Annotated in this window: 11 protein-coding genes; 5 read left to right on the top strand and 6 right to left on the bottom strand. The window is 74.6% G+C overall.

Annotated features, from left to right (window positions below; translation table 11 throughout):
- Window positions 1-39: 39 nt before the first annotated feature.
- Complete coding sequence (locus tag BIV57_RS17115; RefSeq protein WP_071657700.1) at window positions 40-603, bottom strand: histidine phosphatase family protein; 564 nt, start codon at window positions 601-603, stop codon at window positions 40-42.
- Window positions 604-861: 258 nt separating this feature from the next.
- Here BIV57_RS17115 and BIV57_RS26650 point away from each other — a divergent pair, with 258 nt between their 5' ends.
- A complete protein-coding gene (locus BIV57_RS26650; RefSeq protein WP_071657699.1) occupies window positions 862-1,395 on the top strand; it encodes a zinc ribbon domain-containing protein in 534 nt (177 codons plus the stop codon).
- 99 nt (window positions 1,396-1,494) lie between these two features.
- Window positions 1,495-4,041, top strand: coding sequence for an excinuclease ABC subunit UvrA (locus BIV57_RS17105; protein ID WP_071657698.1), 2,547 nt, complete (start codon window positions 1,495-1,497; stop codon window positions 4,039-4,041).
- Between the two features lie 83 nt (window positions 4,042-4,124).
- On the opposite strand, the gene BIV57_RS17100 is transcribed toward BIV57_RS17105, so the two are convergent.
- Entirely contained in the window at window positions 4,125-5,204 is a 1,080-nt protein-coding gene (locus BIV57_RS17100; protein WP_071657697.1) for a PepSY domain-containing protein, read from the bottom strand.
- Between the two features lie 153 nt (window positions 5,205-5,357).
- Here BIV57_RS17100 and BIV57_RS17095 point away from each other — a divergent pair, with 153 nt between their 5' ends.
- Together BIV57_RS17095 and BIV57_RS17090 are read left to right on the top strand one after the other, a co-directional pair.
- The gene (locus BIV57_RS17095; RefSeq protein ID WP_071657702.1) at window positions 5,358-6,050 is read left to right on the top strand and encodes a response regulator transcription factor; all 693 of its coding nucleotides are present in this window, start codon (window positions 5,358-5,360) and stop codon (window positions 6,048-6,050) included.
- On the top strand, window positions 6,047-6,958 hold the full coding sequence (locus BIV57_RS17090; protein WP_079170411.1) for an MgtC/SapB family protein: 912 nt from the start codon (window positions 6,047-6,049) through the stop codon (window positions 6,956-6,958). Before BIV57_RS17095 ends, BIV57_RS17090 begins: the two co-directional genes overlap by 4 nt.
- Before the next feature lie 77 nt (window positions 6,959-7,035).
- Here BIV57_RS17090 and BIV57_RS17085 read toward each other — a convergent pair whose 3' ends face one another.
- The 4 genes from BIV57_RS17085 to BIV57_RS17070 all read right to left on the bottom strand — a co-directional run bounded on the left by BIV57_RS17085 (window position 7,036) and on the right by BIV57_RS17070 (window position 13,584).
- Window positions 7,036-7,989: a beta-ketoacyl-ACP synthase III gene (locus tag BIV57_RS17085; RefSeq protein WP_071657696.1), complete on the bottom strand. Its 954-nt coding sequence runs from the start codon at window positions 7,987-7,989 to the stop codon at window positions 7,036-7,038.
- Between the two features lie 198 nt (window positions 7,990-8,187).
- Window positions 8,188-9,999 carry a glycoside hydrolase family 35 protein gene (locus BIV57_RS17080; protein WP_071657695.1) on the bottom strand — a complete coding sequence of 604 codons (1,812 nt, stop codon included), beginning with the start codon at window positions 9,997-9,999 and terminating at the stop codon, window positions 8,188-8,190.
- A gap of 160 nt (window positions 10,000-10,159) precedes the next feature.
- Window positions 10,160-12,610, bottom strand: coding sequence for an endopeptidase La (gene lon, locus BIV57_RS17075; protein ID WP_071657694.1), 2,451 nt, complete (start codon window positions 12,608-12,610; stop codon window positions 10,160-10,162).
- 47 nt (window positions 12,611-12,657) lie between these two features.
- Entirely contained in the window at window positions 12,658-13,584 is a 927-nt protein-coding gene (locus BIV57_RS17070; RefSeq protein WP_071657693.1) for a LysR family transcriptional regulator, read from the bottom strand.
- Between the two features lie 71 nt (window positions 13,585-13,655).
- Here BIV57_RS17070 and BIV57_RS17065 point away from each other — a divergent pair.
- Window positions 13,656-14,922, top strand: a 1,267-nt coding sequence (locus BIV57_RS17065) for an MFS transporter (protein ID WP_071657692.1), incomplete at its 3' end; no start/stop codon positions are given.

Raw genomic sequence — 14,922 nt, 5'->3', positions numbered from 1 at the left:
GTGGGCGGGACGGGTGGGCGGGACGGCCGCGGACCCCGGCTACGCCGGGAACTCCAGCGCCCAGCCCTCGGGGCGCCGGGTGACGGTGGTGAGCGAGAGCGGCTGCGCGTCGATCCGCCAGTAGGTCGGCGGCGGGGCGTTGAGGGCGTAGACGGCGGCGGCCCGCACCACGCCCGGGTCGGCCACCGCCACGATCCGGCTGCCGTCCTCGGGGCGGGTGTCCAGCCACTCCCCCACCCGGGCTATGAAGGCCAGCAGCGACTCCCCGGAGTGCGGCGTCACCACCGGGTTGTCCAGCCAGGCGGCCACCGCCTGCGGCTCGGAGGCCATCACCTGGTCGAGGCGGGCGCCGCGCCAGCGGCCCATCTCGCAGTCCCGCAGGCCCGGTTGGGCCAGCGGCGTCAGGCCGAGCAGTTCGCCGGTGCCCCGGGCGCGCGGGGACGGGGAGCAGTAGCGCAGCTCGAACGCGGAGAGCCAGCGCAGCCGGGGCGCGGCCCGCTCCACCTCCTGGACGGACGCCCGGTCGAGCGGGCGGTCGTCGTCGAACCGCTCGTCCAGGACCGACGAGCAGCGGGCGGCGGCCACCAGCGAGATGCGCAGCATCCCCGGATGCTACGCGGGCCCCTGTGCGGGAGGGACGTGTGTGCGATCACTTCCGGTTGGAGCGGGACGGTTCCCGGAGCGGCGGTGACCGGCGGCCGACCGGGAGGGAACGGTTGGGCCACGGTCCGCGTCCTGTTTCCCGAGAAGGATGACACCCGCTCGCACCGAATGATTAGGTAAGGGGCCCGCGCCCCGGCACCCGGCGGCGGCACCTTGCTCACGTCCCATGCTCGACCCGGATCGGGGGAACCGACACCAATGATCATCTGGGGAACCAGGACCACGATCCTGACCTTGGCGATGCTCAACTTCGTCTGCGGCAACTGCGGCAATCCGGCCGCCCACTCGGTGAAGCGCCGGCTGACGAAGTTCACCCTCTTCTTCATCCCGCTCTTCCCCATCGCCTCCTCGTACTTCACCCAGTGCACCTTCTGCGGCACCACATCACGGGTGACGAAGGAGCAGGCCCAGCAGATGGAGGTCGCGGCCAACGGCGAGCAGGCCGGCGCGCCCGCTCCGCAGCAGGCCGCCCCCGCGGCCGGTGGCTACGGCTACCCGCAGGGCCAGCCGCAGCCCCAGCAGCAGCCGCAGGCGCCCCAGCCCGGGTACGGATACCCGCAGGCACAGCCCCAGCAGCCGCAGCAGCCGCAGCCCGGTTACGGCTACCCGCAGGGCCAGCCGCAGCCACAGCAGCAGCCGCAGGCACCCCAGCCCGGGTACGGATACCCGCAGGCGCAGCCCCAGCAGCCGGGCAACCCCTACGGCACCCAGCAGCCCAACCCGTACCAGTAACCGCACCGCCGCGGCGGCACAGCGCCGCGGCACCGCAACACCGTCGGTCCACGGCCCGGCTCCCGCCGCACGCGGGGGCCGGGCCGTAGACTCGCCGCCGTGTCCCACCCGTTCGTGCAGGTCCGCGGCGCGCGCGAGCACAATCTGCGCCGCGTCGACGTCGACCTCCCCCGCGATGCCCTGGTCGTCTTCACCGGAGTCTCGGGCTCGGGGAAGTCCTCCCTCGCCTTCGGCACCCTCTACGCCGAGGCCCAGCGCCGCTACTTCGAGTCCGTCGCCCCCTACGCCCGCCGGCTGCTGAACCAGGTCGGTGCCCCCGCGGTCGACGAGATCACCGGGCTGCCGCCCGCCGTCGCCCTGGAGCAGCGCCGCTCCGCGCCGACCGCCCGCTCCTCCGTCGGCACCGTCACCGCCGTCTCCAACTCGCTGCGGATGCTCTTCTCCCGGGCCGGCCGCTACCCCGCGGGCGCCGAGCGGCTGGACTCCGACTCCTTCTCGCCCAACACCGCCGCCGGCGCCTGCCCCACCTGCCACGGGCTCGGCCGGATCCACGAGGTCAGCGAGGAATCGCTCGTCCCCGACCCGTCGCTGTCGATCCGCCAGGGCGCCATCGCCGCCTGGCCGGGCGCCTGGCAGGGCAAGAACCTCCGCGACATCCTCGCCGCCCTCGGCCACGACATCGACCGGCCCTGGCGCGAGCTGCCGGCCGCGGACCGGCAGTGGATCCTGTTCACCGACGAGCAGCCCGTGGTGACCGTCCACCCGGAGCGCGAGGCGCACCGCATCCACCGCCCCTACCAGGGCACCTACATGAGCGCCCGGCGCTATGTGCTGCACACCTTCGCCGACTCCAAGAGCGCCGGGCTGCGCCGCCGGGTCTCCCGGTTCCTGGTCAGCTCCGACTGCCCGGTGTGCGGGGGCCGCCGGCTGCGGCCCGAGGCGCTCGCCGTCACGTTCGCCGGGATGGACATCGCCGCCGCCGCGGCCCTGCCGCTCTCCGAGCTCTCCGCCCTGCTGCGCCCCTTCACCGGGCAGAACGCCGACGAGTCGCCGGCCGCCGCGCTCTCCCAGGACCTGGTGGGCCGCATCGAGGTCCTCACCGAGCTGGGCCTCGGCTACCTCTCCACCGACCGCCCCACCCCCTCGCTCTCCTCCGGGGAGCTGCAGCGGCTGCGCCTCGCCACCCAGCTGCGCTCCGGACTCTTCGGGGTGGTCTACGTCCTGGACGAGCCCTCCGCGGGCCTCCACCCGGCCGACACCGAGGCGCTGATGACGGTGCTTCGGCGGCTGAAGGAGTCCGGGAACTCGCTGTTCCTGGTGGAGCACGACATGGCGATCGCCGCCCGGGCGGACTGGATCGTGGACGTCGGCCCGGCAGCGGGCGAGCACGGCGGCCGGGTGCTCTACAGCGGGCCGCCGGACGGCCTCACCGCGGTGCCCGAATCCGCCACCCGCCGCTACCTGCTCGCCGAGGACGGCGCGGCACCGGACGGCGAGGCACGCGAGGCATGCGAGGCACGTAAGACACGCGAGGCACGCGAGACGCACGAGTCGCGTGAGCCGCACCAGGCGCGCACCCCGAGCGGAACGCTGCGGCTGCGGGACGTCACCCTGCACAACCTCCGCGGCCTCGACGCGGAGCTGCCGCTGGGGGTGTTCACCGCCGTCACCGGCGTCTCCGGCTCCGGGAAGTCCAGCCTGCTGGCCGTGGTGGCCGCCGCCGCGGAGGGCGTCGCGGACGGCGGCGGGACGGACGACGCCGCGGCCGACGAGGGCGACGGCGACGAGACGGCGGCCGTCCCCGAGCAGGCCCAGCGGTTCCGCGGCACCGTGGAGGGGCTGGAGGCCGTCGACCGGCTGGTGCGCGTCGACCAGAAGCCGATCGGCCGCACCCCGCGCTCCAACCTGGCCACCTACACCGGCCTCTTCGACGCGGTGCGGAAGGCCTTCGCCGCCACCGACGAGGCCCGCGCCCGCGGCTACACCGCGGGCCGCTTCTCCTTCAACGTGGCCTCCGGGCGCTGCCCCACCTGCCAGGGCGAGGGCTTCATCGCGGTGGAGCTGCTCTTCCTGCCCGGCACCTACAGCCCCTGCCCGGACTGCAAGGGCGCCCGCTACAACCCCGAGACGCTGGAGATCTCCTACCGCGGCGCCACCATCGCCGAGGTGCTCGACCTCACCGTCGACGCGGCCGCCGAGTTCCTCGCCGACCTCCCGGCGGCCGCCCGCGGGCTGACGGCCCTGCAGCAGGTGGGGCTCGGCTATCTGAGGCTCGGTCAGCCCGCCACCGAGCTCTCCGGGGGCGAGGCGCAGCGCATCAAGCTCGCGAGCGAGCTGCAGCGGAGCCGTCGCGGACACACTCTGTATTTGTTGGACGAGCCGTCGACCGGGCTGCACCCGGCCGATACCGAGGTGTTGATGGAGCAGCTGCACCGGCTGGTGGCGGCGGGCAGCACGGTGATCGTGGTGGAGCACGACATGGCGGTGGCGGCGGGCGCCGACCATGTGGTGGATCTCGGCCCGGGAGGCGGCGCCGAGGGGGGACGGGTCGTCGCGGCGGGAACGCCTGCCGCGGTGGCGTCCGCCCCGGGGAGCGTCACCGGGCCCTATCTGGCGCGGGCGCTCGGTCGGGTTCGCCGTTCGTAGGGGTAGCGGTCTGCCGTCCCGCCGCCCCGTCACCCCGCCCGGACCGCGCCGCGCGCGGACCGAGGGGGTGACGGGGCGTTCGGTCACGCGTCGTCGGGGTCGAGGTCGGGGCGGTCGGAGAGCACCTTGCCCGTGGTGGCGTCGACCGTGACGGTGCGGGCGGTGGTGCCGTCGGCGGACTCGGCGCGGACGTCCCACACCGGGTTGCCGCGGTCGTCGGCGAGGGCGACCCGGGTGATCGCCAGGCCCGGCTCGCGCTGCTGGGCCGCGGCGACCGCGGCCGCCGCATCGGTGCGGGCCCGGTGCGCCAGCCGGTTCTCCGCCCGGATCTCGGCCTGGGCGCGCGGCCCCTCGGCCGGCGCGCGACGGACCGACAGCAGCTTGCCGCGCTCCGCGTCGACCACCGCGATCCGGCGGCCGCCGTCACGGTCGGCGACGATGGTGTCCCACACCCAGCGGCCGTTCTCCCGCACCCGGTCGGCGACCAGTACCCGGCCGCCGGGGACGCCGCGCAGCACGGCGCCCACCGCCTGGCGGACCGTCACCCCCTTCACGCCGCCGCCGGGAGGCTGCGCGGACCGCGCCCGGACCGCCAGGGGACCCTCGCCGCCGCTCTCGGTGGCGTCCTCCGCATGGCCCTCCTCCGGGTGGCCGCCCGTGCCCGTGCCGCCCTCCGATCCCGAGGCCGAGCCCGACGCCGAACCTGTACCGAACCCGCCGCCGCTGCCGTTGCCCCCGCCGCTCCCGGACGGACGGCCCTCCATCCACGGGCTGCTCCCGGTGCCGTGCGCGGTGCTGCCGCTGCCGTAGGCGCAGACCGGATCGCGGTGCGAGGCGTGCCCGCGGTGCGTTCCGGTGTGCTTCTTGTGCTTCTTTCGGTGCACCGTCGCCGCCCCGGAGCCGCCCGAGGTCGGCTGGTACGAGGTGCCCCAGGACGCCCCGTCGTGGCCCGAGCCCGAGCCCGAGGCCATGCCTGAACCCGAGCCGTAGCCCTGGCCGGTGCCGTCGTCCGCCATCGCCGGCGCCGCCGCGCCGCCCGCGATGGCCAGCGCCGCCGCGCCCGCCGCCAGCCGGCCGACCCGCACCGCGCGGGCCCCCCGCACCTTCGGCGCCGCGTGCCGCCCGCGCCCGCCGTTCCCCGTCGTGGCCTGAGTGTGCATCATGTCCTCCCCGATTCCGGTGACTTGCCTGGACGTGTCCGAACCCGCCGGAGGCCGCTTCCGTCCCCCGGCGACGCCCACTCTCGCCCCCCGAACCTGAAGCTGCGCTGAAGGATCCTGAAGAACGCTTCAGCGGGACACTGCCACGCTGTGGCCATGCGACTGCTCATCGTGGAGGACGAGAGACGCCTCGCCACCGCCCTCGCCAAGGGCCTGACGGCCGAGGGCCATGCCGTCGACACCGCGCACGACGGCACCACCGGCCTGCATCTGGCCCTGGAGAACACCTACGACCTGGTGGTGCTCGATCTGATGCTGCCCGGCCTCAACGGCTACAAGGTCTGCGAGGAGTTGCGCCGCTGCGGCGACGAGACGCCGGTCCTGGTGCTCACCGCCAAGGACGGCGAGTACGACGAGGCCGAGGCGCTCGACACCGGCGCGGACGACTACCTCACCAAGCCGTTCTCCTACGTGGTGCTGCAGGCGCGGGTGCGGGCGCTGCTGCGCCGCCGCACCCGGGCCGCGGCCCCGGCGATCGTGCTGGGCGACCTGGTGGTCGAGCCGGCCACCCGGCGGGTGCTGCGCGGCGAGCAGGAGATCCGGCTCGCCGCCAAGGAGTTCGCGGTGCTGGAGCAGCTGGCGCTGCGCGCCGGCGAGGTGGTCCGCAAGGCCGAGATCCTGGAGCACGTCTGGGACTTCGCCTACGACGGCGATCCCAACATCGTCGAGGTCTACATCAGCGCGCTGCGCCGCAAGATCGACGCACCGTTCGGCCGGCGGACGATCGAGACGGTGCGGAGGGCCGGCTACCGGCTCGCGTACGACGGCGGCAGTAGGTTGGATCGATGATTCACTCGGTAGCGCACTCCCTCACCACCGTCCCGCACGCCGCCGCCGTCTCCGGCTCCAGCCCGGTCGCCGAGATATTCCGCTTCTTCGACGCCGGCCAGGGCGCGCGCCAGTTCACCGAGCTGGCCGTGGCGTTCGTGCTGTCCACGGTCATCGGCCTGGAGCGGGAGCGGCGCCAGAAGAGCGCCGGGATGCGCACCCACTGCCTGGTGGGCGTCGGCGCCGCGCTCTTCATGCTCGTCTCCGAGCACGGCTTCAACGACATGCTCGGCGTCACCGGCGTGGCGCTCGACCCGTCCCGGGTGGCCGCGCAGATCGTCTCCGGCATCGGCTTCATCGGCGGCGGCCTGATCTTCGTCCGGCGGGATGCCGTGCGCGGCCTCACCACGGCCGCCACCATCTGGCTCACCTGCGGCGTCGGCATGGCGTGCGGCGGCGGCCTGGTGCTGCTGGCGATCGCGGCGACGCTGGTGTACTTCCTGGTGGTGCAGGGCTACCCGTGGCTCTCCCAGCGGCTGGCCCCGCACGGCACCCACACCACCGCCTACCAGGACATGGAGCTGACGATCCGCTACCGGCCGTCGTCCGGTCTGCTGGGCCGGATCCTGGAGCACTGCACGGCGGTGGGCTTCCGGGTGAGCGATGTCGAGGTGCTGCACCGCCGGGAGGACGCCGAGGACGTGACGGACGAGGAGTCCCGCGCCGAGGCCCGCTACGAGCGCGGGCGCGAGCCCGAGCGCGAGGCCGAGCGCAAGGGCGGCGGCGCCCCGGCCGAGCGCCGCGGCTCCTCGGCGGTCCGGCTGCGGCTCACCGGCGCGGCCGATCCGCATCAACTGGTCGCCCAGGTCGCCGAGATGGACGGCGTCTTCGCGGTGCGCGCCCAGGCCGCGGAGGAGGAGGCGGAGTGATCCGGCCGGCGCTCCCCCGCGGCCCTTCTCCTCACGGCCGCCCCAGACGCCCCGACCGCCCGGGACGCCCCGCCCCCTCAGGGCAGCCGCACCACGGTCCCCGCCCAGGTCATCCCGCCGCCGAAGCCCAGCAGCAGGGCGCGCCCGCCCTCGGGCACCCGGCCCGCCTCGACGAGCTTGGAGAGCGCCAGCGGGATGGAGGCCGCCGAGGTGTTGCCCGACTCCACCACGTCCCGCGCCACCACCTGCCGCTCCGTCAGGCCCAGCGCCCGCGCCACCGGTTCGACGATCCGCAGGTTGGCCTGGTGCGGGACGAAGACGTCCAGCTCCTCCGGGGTGATGCCGGAGCGCGCGCACACCTCCCGGGCGATCCGCGGCAGTTCGGTGACGGCCCAGCGGAAGACCGCCTGGCCCTGCTGGGAGAAGCGCGCCGGCTCGCCGTCGATCACCACCGCGTCCGACATCTCCGGCACCGAGCCCCACATCACCGGCCCGATGCCGTCCGGCGCGCCCTCCTCGCCGGCCGAGAGCACCACGGCCCCGGCGCCGTCGCCGAGCAGCACGCAGGTGCTGCGGTCGCTCCAGTCGGTGACGGCGGAGAGCTTCTCGGCGCCGATCACCAAGGCGTGCCGGGCCGCCCCGGCCCGGATGGCGTGGTCGGCGACGGCCAGCGCGTGCGGGAAGCCGGAGCAGGCGGTGTTGACGTCCAGCGCGGCCGGGCCGGGCAGCCCCAGCTTGCGGGCGACGAGCGCCGCGGTGTTGGGGCAGGCGTTCTCGGCGGTGGTGGTGGAGACCACCACCATGCCGATGTCGGCCGCGTCCAGGCCGCTCGCGGCGAGCGCCTTCGCCGCGGCGGCCGCGGCGAGGTCGGCGACGCGCTCCTCCGGGGCGGCGATGCGGCGCTGCTCGATGCCGACGCGCGAGCGGATCCACTCGTCGCTGGTGTCGACCATCCGCGTGAGCTCCTCGTTGGTGAGGACGCGGGCGGGCTGGTAGTGGCCCAGCGCGGCAATGCGGGACGGCGTCGCCATGGAAGGCTCCTTCGCGGGTGGAGGAGTTCCACCCTCTCCCGTCCCGGCTCGCGCGGTCGGCGCCGCCGACCGAAGAGTCCGCAGGGCGCGGGTTGTGCGGCTTGGACAAAACCGACGGTGCGAGACCGGATCTCCACCCGCGGATTCGCTGTGGTCGCTCGCGCAGTTCCCCGCGCCCCGGGTGGCCCGTCGCCGCCGTCAGCCCAGCACCGGCTCCTCGCGGATCTCCACCGCGAGCGGCCCCGCCGCCCGCGCCGGGTCCAGCTCCAGGATCAGCACCTCGTTCTCCTCGTCCGCGTGCAGCAGCGGCGCCGGCAGGTAGAGCGTGCGCTGCGGGCCGATCTCCCAGTAGCGGCCCAGGCAGAAGCCGTTGACCCAGACCACGCCGTGCGAGCCGCCGGTCACCTCCAGGAAGCCGTCGCGCCCCTCGTCGACGCGCAGGCCCCCGGCGAGGAAGACCGGGCCCTCGCCCGCGAGCGCCTCGGCCGCCGGCGCCAGCCGCTCACGCGGCAGCAGCCGGGCCGCGGTGGCCAGCTCGACCGGGCGGCTGCGCCACCCGGACAGGTACTGGTACCCGTGCCGGACGCCGCCGAGCGCGCCCTTGCGCTCCCCGGTGCGCGCCCCGAAGTTCACCCGTCCCAGCGATTCCACCAGCAGCTGGACGTCCAGCCCGGCGGCCGGAACCTCCAGTTGGGGCCCGTCCTCCGCGGCGCCCTCGCGCTCCAGCCGGCCGACGACCCGGCCGTCGGCGAGCACCCAGGCCCGGTCGCGCAGGTCGCGGACGGCGAGCCGGTGGCCCTCGGCGCGCGGCCCGGGGATCCGGGCGGTGTGCACGGCCAGGCCCTGGCCGAGCCCCAGCTCCTCGAAGGAGGGCACGTGGGCGGTCTCCGTCTCGGGCCCGCCGATCTCGGTGAGGACGTCCAGCAGCCGCACCCCGCGGTCGAGCCGCACCGAGGCCGCGGCCAGCGGCTTGGGCGCCTCGAAGCCGTCCAGCTCCACCAGCTCGTCGACGTCCCCGTACTTGGCGAGCACCTCGCGGAACGCCCAGTACTTGGCGGTCGGGCGGCCGGCCTCGTCGAGCGGGGCGTCGTAGTCGTAGGAGGTGACGGTGGGGCGGTAGTCGCTCTCCGTGCCGGGGCCGGACATGTTGGCGCCGGACCAGAGGCCGAAGTTGGTGCCGCCGTGCGCCATGTAGATGTTGACGGAGGCGCCGGCGGCGAGGATCGCGTCCAGCTCCTCGGCGGCGTCCTGCGGGTCGCGGGTGACGTGCCCGTGGCCCCAGTGGTCGAACCAGCCGTTCCAGAACTCCATGCACATCGCCGGCTCGTCGGGCCGGTGCTCGGCGAGCTTGGCGAACTCGCGCTCGGAGCGGCTGCCGAAGTTGACGGTGGCGTGCACTCCGGGGACGGTGCCGCCGGTGAGCATGGTGTCGGTGGCGCCGTCGGAGGTGAAGAGCGGCACGTCGATGCCGCGGGCGACGAGGCCGGCGCGCAGGTGCTCCAGGTAGGCGGCGTCGTCGCCGTAGGAGCCGTACTCGTTCTCCACCTGCACCATCAGCATGCTGCCGCCGCGGGTGACCTGGTGGTCGACGATCTCCGGGATCAGCCGGTCGAACCAGCGGTCCACGGCGGCGAGGTAGGCGGGGTCGTTGCAGCGCAGCGGGGCGTCCTCGCGCTCGGCGCGCAGCCAGTGCGGCAGGCCGCCGTTCTCCCACTCGGCGCAGATGTAGGGGCCGGGCCGGACGATCGTCTTCAGGCCGGCGTCCGCGGCGGCGGCCAGGAACCGGGAGAGCTGGCCGACCTCGCTGAACTCGCCGGGGCGCGGCTCGTGGTAGTTCCACGCGACATAGGTCTCCACGGTGTTGAGGCCCATCGCGCGCAGCATCCGCAGCCGGTCGGGCCACTGCTCGGGCAGGGTGCGGAAGTAGTGCATCGCACCGGAGAGGATGCGGAAGGGCTCGCCGTCGAGGAGGTAGCCCTCGCGGGTGATGCGGAACTCGGACGCTGCCACGGGTTGGGCTCCCCACTCGTATGTGCGAATTTGCTCAATCGCGGGGAGTATAAGGCTGTTTCAAGCAAAAAGCCCCAGCACCCCACGCAACCAGGCACAGCCTGGTCGCGCGGGATGCCGGGGCGCAGGGGGGCGGAGAACAGCGGGGTCCAAGCGAGGCCTAGGCGACCAGCACCTTCTCCGGCGCCTTCGCGGCCGGCGTCAGCGCCAGCTCCAGCACCTCGCGGACGTCCGCCACCGGCCGCACGGTCAGCCCGTCCAGCACGCCCTCCGGCACATCGTCCAGATCGGCCTCGTTCCGCTGCGGGATGAGCACCGTGGTGATGCCCGCCGCCTTCGCCGCCAGCAGCTTCTGCTTGACGCCGCCGATCGGCAGCACCCGCCCGGTCAGCGAGACCTCACCGGTCATCGCCACCTCCGGCCGCACCTTGCGGCCGCTCAGCAGCGACACCAGCGCCGTCGTCATGGTGACGCCCGCGCTCGGCCCGTCCTTCGGCACCGCGCCCGCCGGGACGTGCAGGTGGACGCCGCGGTCCGCCAGCCGCTCGGTGGAGATCCGCAGCTCCTTGCCGTGCCCGCGGACGTAGGAGAGCGCGATCTGCGCCGACTCCTTCATCACGTCGCCCAACTGCCCGGTCAACGTGACGCCCTGGGCGCCGGTGCCCGGCTCGGAGAGCGCCGCCTCGACGAAGAGCACGTCGCCGCCCGCGCCGGTGACCGCCAGCCCGGTGGCCACGCCCGGCACCGAGGTGCGGCGCTCCTCCGGGTCCTGCGCCGCCTCCGGCACGAACCGCGGCCGGCCCAGCAGCTCCCGCAGGTCGTCGACGCCGACGCGCTCCGGCTCCGCCTCCGACGGGTCGGACTTCGCCGTCACCTTCCGCAGGATCCGGGCGACCGCCCGCTCCAGCGTCCGGACGCCCGCCTCGCGGGTGTACTCGGCCGCCAGCTTGCGCAGCGCCTCCTCGTCGACCGAGACCTCCGTAGGTGTCAGGCCCGCCAGCTCCAGCTGCCTGGGCAGCAGGTGGTCGCGGGCGATGGCGACCTTCTCGTCCTCGGTGTAGCCGTCGAGGCGCACCAGCTCCATGCGGTCCAGCAGCGGCTGCGGGATCGACTCCAGCACGTTCGCCGTGGCCAGGAAGACCACGTCCGACAGGTCGAGCTCGACCTCCAGGTAGTGGTCCCGGAAGGTGTGGTTCTGCGCCGGGTCGAGCACCTCCAGCAGGGCCGCCGAGGGGTCGCCGCGGTAGTCCGAGCCGACCTTGTCGATCTCGTCGAGCAGCACCACCGGGTTCATCGAGCCGGCCTCGCGGATCGCCCGGACGATGCGGCCGGGCAGCGCGCCGACGTAGGTGCGCCGGTGGCCGCGGATCTCGGCCTCGTCCCGGACGCCGCCCAGCGCCACGCGCGTGAACTTGCGTCCCATCGCGCGCGCCACGGACTCGCCGAGCGAGGTCTTGCCGACACCGGGCGGGCCGACGAGCGCCAGCACCGCGCCCGAGCGCCTGCCGCCGACCGTACCGAGGCCCTTGTCGGCGCGCCGCTTGCGCACCGCCAGGTACTCCACGATGCGGTCCTTCACATCGTCGAGGCCGGTGTGGTCGGCGTCGAGCACCGCGCGGGCGCCGGACAGGTCGTAGCCGTCCTCGTCGCGCACCGTCCAAGGGATGTCGAGCACGGTGTCGAGCCAGGTGCGGATCCAGCCGCCCTCGGGCGAGGCGTCGGAGGCCCGCTCCAGCTTCTCTACCTCCTTCAGCGCGGCCTCCCGGACCTTCTCGGGCAGGTCCGCCGCCTCCACGCGGGCGCGGTAGTCCTCCTCCTCGGTGTCCGGGTCGCCGTTGAGCTCGCGCAGCTCCTTGCGGACGGCGGCGAGCTGCTGGCGCAGCAGGAACTCGCGCTGCTGCTTGTCCATGCCCTCCTGGACGTCCTTGCGGATCGTCTCGGCGACCTCCTGCTCGGCGAGGTGGTCGCGGATCCAGCCGGTGGTCAGCCGCAGCCGCTCCACCGGGTCGATCGTCTCCAGCAGCTGGATGCGCTGGTCCTGGTTGAGGAAGCTGGAGTAGCCGGAGTTGTCGGCGAGTTCGCCGACGTCGTCGATGCGCTGCACGCGGTCGACGACCTGCCAGGCGCCGCGCTTCTGCAGCCAGGTGGTGGCCAGCGCCTTGTACTCGCGCACCAGCTCGGCGATCTGGCCGGGGAGTTCGCCGGTGGCGGCGGTGGGATCGGGTTCGGGGACCAGCTCGGCCTCGACCCACAGGGCCGCGCCGGGGCCGGTGGTGCCGGCGCCGATCCGCACGCGGCGGCCGGCGCGCACCAGCGCCGCCGGATCGCCGTCGGAGAGGCGGCCGACCTGCTCGACGGCCGCCACCACGCCGGTGCCGCGGTAGGTGCCGTCCACCCGGGGGACCAGCAGGACGCGCGGCTTGCGGCCGCGCCGCGAGGCGTCGGCGTCGTGCGCCGCCTGTGCGGCGTCGATCGCGGCGCGCACCTCGCTGTCCGAGAGTTCGAGGGGGACGACCATGCCGGGGAGCACCACCGCGTCGTCCAGCGGAAGCACCGGCAGGGTCAGGGATGCCGGAGAAGCGGAAGCCGGCGAACCGGGGGCCTGCGCCATGATCACTCCTAACTGTGCAGGACTCACTCAAGTTGAGCGCATAGGACTCAATGCTGAATGACGTTCGGATCTTCCCGGTCGATCCCGTGTTCGCTCAGGACGAACAGTCGGAAGCGCTCCGCCACCGCCGGCATCGGCCGGTCCCGCAGCCAGGAGAGCCCGATGGTGCGGTGCGCGCCCGCGTCCGCCAGCGGCACCCGCACCGCGGTGCGGTCCGCCGGGACCGCGGCCGCGTGCAGCTCCGGCAGTACCGCAACACCGAGACCGGCCGCGACCATCCCCTCCACGGTCGCCAGTTCCGTCCCCTCGAACGCCACCCGGGCACGGAACCCGGCCGCGGCGCAGAGCCGCTCGGTGAGTCGGCGGAAGCCGAACTCCGGACGGAGCGTCACGAACGGCTCCTCGGCGGCCGACCGCAGCCGCACCCGCCCGCCTCCCGGGCGGTCCGCCAGCCGGTGCCCGGCCGGGACCGCCAAAAACAGCTGCTCCCGCACCAGCGGGCGCCAGGCGAACTCCGCCTCCTCCGGGCGCGGGCTGGTGACGGCGAGGTCCGCGGCGCCGTCCCGCAGCGCCTGCAGCAGGTCGTGGCCGGGGTCCTGGTGGAGGGTGAAGGCCACGCCGGGCGCGGCGGCCCGGAAGGACCGGATCAGGTCCGGCACCAGCCAGGTCGCCACCGAGTGCAGGAAGGCGAGCCGGACGGTGCCGCGCTCCGGGTCGATCAGCTCGGCGATGCGGTCGCCGGCCGCGTCCACCTCGGCGAGCGCCCGGCGGGCGTGCTCCAGCAGCACCGCGCCGAACCGGTTTAGCCGCAGCCGCCGCCCGTCGCGGTCGAAGAGCGGGGCGCCGACGCGGTGCTCCAGCCGGGTCAGCGCGCGGGACAGGGTCGGCTGGGTGATCTGCAGCTCGGCGGCCGAGTCCGTCATGTGCTCGGTCTCGGCGAGCACCACGAACCAGCGCAGCTCCTCGATGGTCATGCATCCAGCGTATGAATCCGCTGCGGAATCGTCATTTCACACATGAGGACGGCGGTGCCACGGTGAACCGTATGAGGCAGACCAGGCCCGCACCGGCGGTCACGACCGCGCTCGACTCCCCCTCCGCCACTTCCGTCGCCGGCCCCTTCGCCGGCCATCGGGAGGGCTCGCCCGGTCTGCGGCGGGTCGCCGTCGCGCTCTTCGCCTCGGGTCTCGCCACCTTCGCGCTGCTGTACTCCACGCAGCCGCTGCTGCCCTCGCTCGCCGAGCGGTTCCGGATCTCCCCCGGCTCGGCGGCGCTCAGCGTCTCCGTCACCACCGTGGCGCTCGGGCTGGCGCTGCTGGTCGCCGGGCCGCTCTCCGAGGTGCGCGGGCGCACCGGGCTGATGAAGTGGTCGATCATCGCCTCCGCGGTGATCGGTCTCGCGGTGGCCGTCGCGCCGAGCTGGCCGGTGCTGCTGGTGCTGCGCGCGGTGCAGGGGGTGGCGCTCGCCGGGCTGCCGGCCGTCGCGATGGCCTATCTGCGCGAGGAGGTGCACCCCGCGGCGCACGCCCGCACGACCGGCCTCTACGTCGGCGGCACCGCGATCGGCGGGATGTGCGGGCGGCTCGTCGCCGGCGGCCTCGCGGACCTGGGCGGCTGGCGGGTCGCCGTCGCCGGCATCGGCGTCCTGGGGCTGCTCTGCGGCGCCGCGGTGTGGCGGTTGCTGCCCGCCTCCCGCAACTTCACGCCCGCGGAGCCGCGCGTCGGCGCGCTGCTGCGCACCGGCGGACGGCTGCTGCGCGACCCCGGCCAGCTGCTGCTGTACGGGATCGCCGCGACGATGATGGGCGCGTTCGTCGCCGTCTACAACGCCACCGGCTTCCGACTCGCCGCCGGGCCCTACCACTTGGGCGTGGGGGCGGCGGGCCTGGTCTTCGTCGTCTACCTGGTCGGCTCCTTCTCCTCCACGGCCGCCGGACGGATCGCCGACCGCATCGGCCGCGGCCCGGTGATCCCCGCGGCGGCGGTGGTGACGGCGGCGGGCATCGCGCTGACGCTCTGCCGGCCGCTGCCGCTGATCATCCTGGGGCTGGCGGTGATGACCGCCGGGTTCTTCGCCGCGCACGGCGTCGCCAGCGGCTGGGTGCCGGCCCGCGCGGCGGCGTCCGGCATCGGCGGCACCGGCCAGGCGGCGTCGCTCTACCTCTTCGCCTACTACCTGGGCTCCTCCGTCTTCGGCGACCTCGCCGGCACGGCCTGGTCGGCGGACGCGTGGACCGGCGTGACGGCCATGACCCTCACCCTCACCGCCGCGGGCGCGGCGCTCAGCGCCACCGCCTGGCTGACGGCCCGCC

The sequence above is a fragment of the Mangrovactinospora gilvigrisea genome (assembly GCF_001879105.1).
Taxonomy (GTDB): domain Bacteria; phylum Actinomycetota; class Actinomycetes; order Streptomycetales; family Streptomycetaceae; genus Mangrovactinospora; species Mangrovactinospora gilvigrisea.
Note: the sequence above shows the minus strand (reverse complement) of the source record. Positions and strands in the feature narration are given on the sequence as shown.

What these genes read in the sequence shown, in the direction of transcription:
- BIV57_RS17115 (WP_071657700.1), bottom strand. Translation starts at nt 603, where the DNA reads ATGCTGCGCATCTCGCTGGTGGCCGCCGCCCGCTGCTCGTCGGTCCTG.
- lon (WP_071657694.1), bottom strand. Translation starts at nt 12,610, where the DNA reads ATGGCGCAGGCCCCCGGTTCGCCGGCTTCCGCTTCTCCGGCATCCCTG.
- BIV57_RS17070 (WP_071657693.1), bottom strand. Translation starts at nt 13,584, where the DNA reads ATGACCATCGAGGAGCTGCGCTGGTTCGTGGTGCTCGCCGAGACCGAG.
- BIV57_RS17085 (WP_071657696.1), bottom strand. Translation starts at nt 7,989, where the DNA reads ATGGCGACGCCGTCCCGCATTGCCGCGCTGGGCCACTACCAGCCCGCC.
- BIV57_RS26650 (WP_071657699.1), top strand. Translation starts at nt 862, where the DNA reads ATGATCATCTGGGGAACCAGGACCACGATCCTGACCTTGGCGATGCTC.
- BIV57_RS17090 (WP_079170411.1), top strand. Translation starts at nt 6,047, where the DNA reads ATGATTCACTCGGTAGCGCACTCCCTCACCACCGTCCCGCACGCCGCC.
- BIV57_RS17095 (WP_071657702.1), top strand. Translation starts at nt 5,358, where the DNA reads ATGCGACTGCTCATCGTGGAGGACGAGAGACGCCTCGCCACCGCCCTC.
- BIV57_RS17100 (WP_071657697.1), bottom strand. Translation starts at nt 5,204, where the DNA reads ATGATGCACACTCAGGCCACGACGGGGAACGGCGGGCGCGGGCGGCAC.